This is a genomic window from Mesorhizobium tamadayense (assembly GCF_003863365.1).
GTDB lineage: Bacteria > Pseudomonadota > Alphaproteobacteria > Rhizobiales > Rhizobiaceae > Mesorhizobium > Mesorhizobium tamadayense.
Genome location: NZ_RQXT01000111.1, coordinates 1 through 5,769, shown reverse-complemented (window position 1 = coordinate 5,769; position 5,769 = coordinate 1). Strand labels below are relative to the sequence as shown.

Below are 5,769 nucleotides of genomic sequence, written 5' to 3'. Positions count from 1 at the left end.
TGTTGCACTCCGGCAGGTGTTGCACAGTCAGCCGCTTTGACGTATAGGACCGCCGTTCCAAGAAAACCGCCCGGCAGGGCATGCCGTGGCGGTTTCATTTGCTTGTCGGGCTTTGGTCGGCCCGAAGCGAACAAGAAGCGCGATGGTGCGCCCACGATACGGAGTAGCAAAATGCCCAAGATGAAGACCAAATCGGCCGCCAAGAAGCGGTTCAAGATTACTGCCACAGGCAAGGTGCTGTCGGCTGCCGCCGGCAAGCGTCATGGCATGATCAAGCGTTCCAACAAGTTCATTCGCGATGCCCGCGGCACGATGGTTCTGGCTGAACCGGACGGCAAGAAGGTCATCAAGAATTTTCTGCCGAACGGCCTTTAAGCATTTCGGTCCGGAACAGCGTTTAAGGAGATCATGACATGGCACGCGTAAAGAGAGGCGTCACCGCCCACGCCAAGCACAAGAAGGTCCTGAAAGCCGCCAAGGGTTTCTACGGCCGCCGCAAGAACACCATCCGCATCGCCAAGCAGGCGGTGGAGAAGTCGCTGCAGTACGCCTACCGCGACCGCAAGAACCGCAAGCGCTCGTTCCGCGCGCTGTGGATCCAGCGCATCAACGCGGCGGTGCATGAGCACGGCCTGACCTATGGCCGTTTCATCGACGGGCTCAACAAGGCCGGCATCGAGATCGACCGCAAGATCCTTTCGGACATGGCCATCCACGAGCCGCAGGCTTTCGCCGCGCTGGTCGCCAAGGCCAAGGTCGCGCTCGAATATTTGAAGAACACCACACCGAACGCTTTTGAGAGCGCTGTCGCCTAAGCCAGCGCTTCCCAAGCATTCGCAATTCTGATTTTGGGGAACCCGCGCTGGCACGGCTGGCGCGGGTTCTTTTTTGCCTGATGTAGTCAAAATGGTACCACACCGCACGGTGCTGGTTACCCCATTGAGAGAGTTTCGCCGTGAACGCCACTGCTGGAAATCTTGAAACCCTTGAAGCTTCACTGCTTGCCGACATCGCGGCCGCGGCCGACGAGCAGGCGATCGAGGCGGTGCGCGTCTCGGCGCTGGGCAAGAAAGGCTCGGTCTCCGAAATGCTGAAGACGCTCGGTGCCATGAGCGCCGAGGAACGGCAGGTGAAGGGCCCGGCGATCAACGGGCTGAAGAACCGCGTCACCGAGGCGCTGACGGCGCGCAAGGCGGAGCTGAAGGACGTGGCGATCGCCGCCCGGCTCGCCGCCGAGACGGTCGACGTCACGCTGCCGGTGCGCCAGTCGCCGGCCGAGCGCGGCCGTATCCACCCGATCAGCCAGGTCATCGACGAGATCGCGGCGATCTTCGGCGATCTCGGCTTCTCGATCGCCGAAGGTCCGGACATCGAGACCGACTACTACAATTTCACCGCGCTCAACTTCCCGGAAGGCCATCCGGCGCGCGAGATGCACGACACTTTCTTCTTCCAGCCGGACGAGAAGGGCGAGCGCAAGCTTTTGCGCACGCACACCTCGCCCGTGCAGATCCGCACCATGGAACAGCAGAAGCCGCCGATCCGCATCGTCATCCCCGGCAAGACCTACCGGCAGGATTCGGACGCCACGCACTCGCCGATGTTCCATCAGGTCGAGGGGCTGGTGATCGACAAAACCGCGAACATCGCCAATATGAAGTGGGTGCTGGAGGAGTTCTGCAAGGCCTTTTTCGAGGTGCCGAGCGTCAAGATGCGCTTCCGGCCGTCCTTCTTCCCGTTCACCGAGCCCAGCCTCGAGGTCGACATCCAGTGCGACCGCTCGCGGCCCGGCGAAGTGCGCTTCGGCGAAGGCTCCGACTGGATGGAGATCCTCGGCTGCGGCATGGTGCATCCCAACGTGCTGCGTCACGGCGGGCTCGATCCCGACGAATACCAGGGCTTTGCCTGGGGCATGGGCATCGACCGCATCGCCATGCTGAAATACGGCATGCCGGACCTGCGCGCCTTCTTCGACGCGGATGTGCGCTGGCTGTCGCATTACGGCTTCAGGCCGCTCGACCTGCCGACGCTGTTCGGAGGGCTCTCGACATGACGGCCCCGCACACCGGCGGCTGCCGCTGCGGCGCGGTGCGGTTCGAGGCCTCGGCCGAGCCGCACCACATCAGCTATTGCCATTGCAGCGATTGCCGGCGCGCGAGCGGCGCGCCGGTGTCGGCCTTCGTCGGCTTCATGGCCGACCAGGTGGCGCTCGACGGCAAGGCGCTGAAGACTTACGAGAATGGCCCGGTGAGGCGCTCGTTCTGTGGCACCTGCGGCTCGCCGATCGCCTATGTCGACGAGCGGCTCGGCGGCCAAATCTATTTCATGCTCGGCGCGATGGACATGCCGGCCTATTTCAGGCCGACCGTGCATGCCCATGTGCGCGAGCAACTGCCCTTCCTGCACATGCCCGACGCGCTGCCGCGCGAGCTGAAGACCAGCGTGCCCAGACCCGACGGGCAGAGGCCCGACGGACAAAGACCAGACGGAACACAGTCATGAAATTCACCCTCTCCTGGCTCAAGGACCATCTCGAGACCGACGCCTCGCTTGCCGAGATCGTCGAGCGGCTGACCGCGATCGGCCTCGAGGTCGAGCATGTCGACGACAAAGCGAGCCTGAAGCCCTTCGTCATCGCCAAGGTGCTGACGGCGGCGCAGCATCCCGACGCCGACCGGCTGCGCGTGCTCACCGTCGACACCGGCGACGGCAAGCCGCCGGTGCAAGTGGTGTGCGGGGCGCCGAACGCCCGCGCGGGCTTGATCGGCGCCTTTGCGGCGCCCGGCACCTATATTCCCGGCATCGACGTGACGCTTTCGGTGGGCAAGATCCGCGGCGTCGAGAGCCACGGCATGATGTGCTCGGAGCGGGAACTGCAGCTGTCGGACGAGCACACCGGCATCATCGACCTGCCGCAGGACGCGCCGGTCGGCACCAGCTTCGCGGCTTACGCGCATCTCGACGACCCGGTGATCGAGATCAATCTGACGCCGAACCGGCCGGACGCCACCAGCGTCTACGGCATCGCCCGCGACCTCGCGGCGAGCGGCCTCGGCCGGCTCACCGGCGGCGCGATCATGCCGCATGTCGGCAATGGCATGTGCCCGGTCAAGGTCAAGATCGAGGCGCCCGAACTCTGCCCCGGCTTCGCGCTGACGCTGGTGAGGGGCGTGAAGAACGGCCCGTCGCCGAAATGGCTGCAGCAGCGGCTGACCGCCATTGGCTTGCGCCCGATCAGCGCGCTGGTCGACATCACCAACTACGTCACCTTCGACCGCGGCCGGCCGTTGCATGTCTTCGATGCCGCGAAGGTCGCCGGCAATCTCACCGTGCGGCGCGCGAAGGACGGCGAGAAGGTTCTGGCGCTCGACGGACGCAAATACACGCTGACGCCGGAGATGTGCGTGATCGCCGACGAGGACGGCGTCGAATCGATCGCCGGCATCATGGGCGGCGAGCATTCGGGCTGCGACGAGAACACGACCGACGTGCTGATCGAATCCGCGCTCTGGGACCCGATCACCACCGCCCGCACCGGCCGCACGCTCGGCATCATCAGCGATGCGCGGTACCGCTTCGAGCGCGGCGTCGATCCCGAATTCATGGTGCCGGGCGTCGATCTCGCGACCAAGCTGGTGCTCGATTTCTGCGGCGGCACGCCGACGGAAATCGAGGTGGCGGGCTATGCCGGGCACCAGCCGAAGGTCATCTCCTTCCCGCTGTCGGAAGTGAAGCGGCTGACCGGCATCGAGGTGCCGAAAGAAGAAGCGCTCGGTATCCTGACCCGGCTCGGCTTCGAGCCGCAGGGGTCAAGCGACGTCGTAGACGTGGCTGTGCCGTCCTGGCGGCCGGATGTCGACGGCAAGGCCGACCTCGTCGAGGAAGTGATGCGCATCCACGGCGTCGACAACATCGCGCCGCAGCCGCTGACCTCGCATGGCGCGGTCAACGGCAGGATCCTGACGACGCTGCAGGTGCGCACCCGCGCGGCCAAGCGCGCGCTTGCCGTACGCGGCATGATGGAGGCCGTGACCTGGTCCTTCATTCCGGCAAAGCACGCCGAGCTGTTCGGCGGCGGCCAGAACGGGCTGAAGCTCGCCAATCCGATTGCCGCCGACATGTCGGACATGCGGCCTTCGCTGCTGCCGGGGCTGATCAGCGCCGCGCAGCGCAATGCCGACCGCGGCATCGGCGACGTGGCGCTGTTCGAGGTCTCCGGCACCTATGAAGGCGACGCGGCCGACCAGCAGCGGCGCGTCGCCGCCGGCGTGCGGCGCGGCACGGCCAAGCTCGACGGCTCGGGCCGCAGCTGGGCCGGCAATTCCGGGCCGGTCGGCGTGTTCGACGCCAAGGCCGACGCGATCGCGGCGCTAGAAGCCTGCGGCGCGCTGGTCGACCGGCTGCAGATCGAGCCCGGCGGCCCGGCCTGGTACCATCCCGGCCGTTCCGGCACCATCAAGCTCGGCCCGAAGACCGTGCTCGGCACCTTCGGCGAATTCCATCCGAAGACGCTGGAGGCGCTCGACGTTTCCGGGCCGCTATGCGGCTTCGAGGTCTTTGTCGACGCCGTCCCGGAGCCGAAGGCCAAGCCGACGCGCACCAAGCCGAGGCTCGAGCTTTCGCCCTTCCAGGCGGTGAAGCGCGACTTCGCCTTCGTCGTCGACAAATCGGTCGAGGCCGGCACGCTGGTGCGGGCGGCGCTTGCCGCCGACAAGAAGCTGGTCACCGGCGTCTCGGTCTTCGACGTCTTCGAGGGCGCCTCGCTCGGCACCGCCAAGAAGTCGATCGCCATCGAAGTCTCGATCCAGCCGGTGGAAAAGACGCTGACCGACGAGGATTTCGAGGCGCTGGCAAAACGCATCGTCGAGAACGTCAACAAGCAGACGGGCGGCGAGCTGCGCGCTTAGAGCGGCTCAACGCCGCTCTAAGTATTTTGTTTTTACGCAATTCCGGACGGAAAACCGCAAAACACTTTTCCTGGAATTGCTGTGGCGGATTGCGGAGCGATGGCGAATCGCCCTCCAAAGGGCGATGGACCATCTCCGCTATTCCGGCCTTCCTTTCGACGAGCAGCGCGCGGCCTTCCTCGCCATCGTCGCAGCCGACCCGCTGCTTGCCGAAACGCTGGCGCGGGTGCGCCAGCTTGCCTTGCCGGACTGGCTGGTGGTTTCCGGCGCACTCTACAACAGCGTCTGGAACCATCTGACCCGCAAGCCGCCGGGCTACGGCATCAAGGATGTCGACCTGTTCTATTTCGACGACGCCGACCTCGCCTACGAGGCCGAGGACGCGGTGATCCGCCGGGCGGCGGAGCATTTCGAAGGACTGGCGCTGCCAGTCGAGGTGCGCAACCAAGCGCGGGTGCATCTGTGGTACGAAGCGCGCTTCGGCGGCACCTATCCCAGGCTGGCCGCCTCCGCCGAGGCGCTGTCCTTTTTTGCTTCGAAGACCCATGCGGTTGGGGTGCGGTTCGATGGCGACGAGCGGCTCGATCTGATGGCGCCGTTCGGGCTCGACGACATCTTCTCGTTCCGCATCACACCGAACAGGGTGCTGGACAATCATCGGACCCATGAGGCGAAGGGTGCGCGGGCCAAGCAGTATTGGCCGGAGATTAGCGTGGTGCCATGGTGAAGAGGATTGAGATGTTCGCCCCTCTGCCCTACCGGGCATCTCCCCCTCGAGGGACCCTTGCGGGGGGAGATCGGATGTCACTTTGACTTTCGCCAATCGCCAGCGTTGAATGAGGGCTGGAACCGCGAAGCTGCC

The 5,769-nt window shown here is 65.3% G+C and carries 6 protein-coding genes; all 6 read left to right on the top strand.

Annotation, left to right across the window (positions count from 1 at the left end):
* Positions 1–171: 171 nt before the first annotated feature.
* The 6 genes from rpmI (at position 172) to EH240_RS36370 (ending at position 5,634) form a co-directional block, all read left to right on the top strand.
* A complete protein-coding gene (gene rpmI, locus EH240_RS36395; RefSeq protein WP_027166935.1) occupies positions 172–375 on the top strand; it encodes a 50S ribosomal protein L35 in 204 nt (67 codons plus the stop codon).
* Positions 376–413: 38 nt separating this feature from the next.
* A complete protein-coding gene (gene rplT / locus EH240_RS36390) occupies positions 414–815 on the top strand; it encodes a 50S ribosomal protein L20 (protein ID WP_071100686.1) in 402 nt (133 codons plus the stop codon).
* A gap of 140 nt (positions 816–955) precedes the next feature.
* Positions 956–2,053: a phenylalanine--tRNA ligase subunit alpha gene (pheS, locus tag EH240_RS36385; protein ID WP_125007166.1), complete on the top strand. Its 1,098-nt coding sequence runs from the start codon at positions 956–958 to the stop codon at positions 2,051–2,053.
* On the top strand, positions 2,050–2,502 hold the full coding sequence (locus EH240_RS36380) for a GFA family protein (RefSeq protein ID WP_125007165.1): 453 nt from the start codon (positions 2,050–2,052) through the stop codon (positions 2,500–2,502). Before pheS ends, EH240_RS36380 begins: the two co-directional genes overlap by 4 nt.
* On the top strand, positions 2,499–4,907 hold the full coding sequence (gene pheT, locus EH240_RS36375) for a phenylalanine--tRNA ligase subunit beta (protein ID WP_125007164.1): 2,409 nt from the start codon (positions 2,499–2,501) through the stop codon (positions 4,905–4,907). The genes EH240_RS36380 and pheT overlap by 4 nt, the downstream gene beginning before the upstream one ends.
* A 124-nt stretch (positions 4,908–5,031) precedes the next feature.
* Positions 5,032–5,634, top strand: coding sequence for a nucleotidyltransferase family protein (locus tag EH240_RS36370; RefSeq protein ID WP_125007163.1), 603 nt, complete (start codon positions 5,032–5,034; stop codon positions 5,632–5,634).
* The last annotated feature ends 135 nt before the right edge of the window (positions 5,635–5,769 follow it).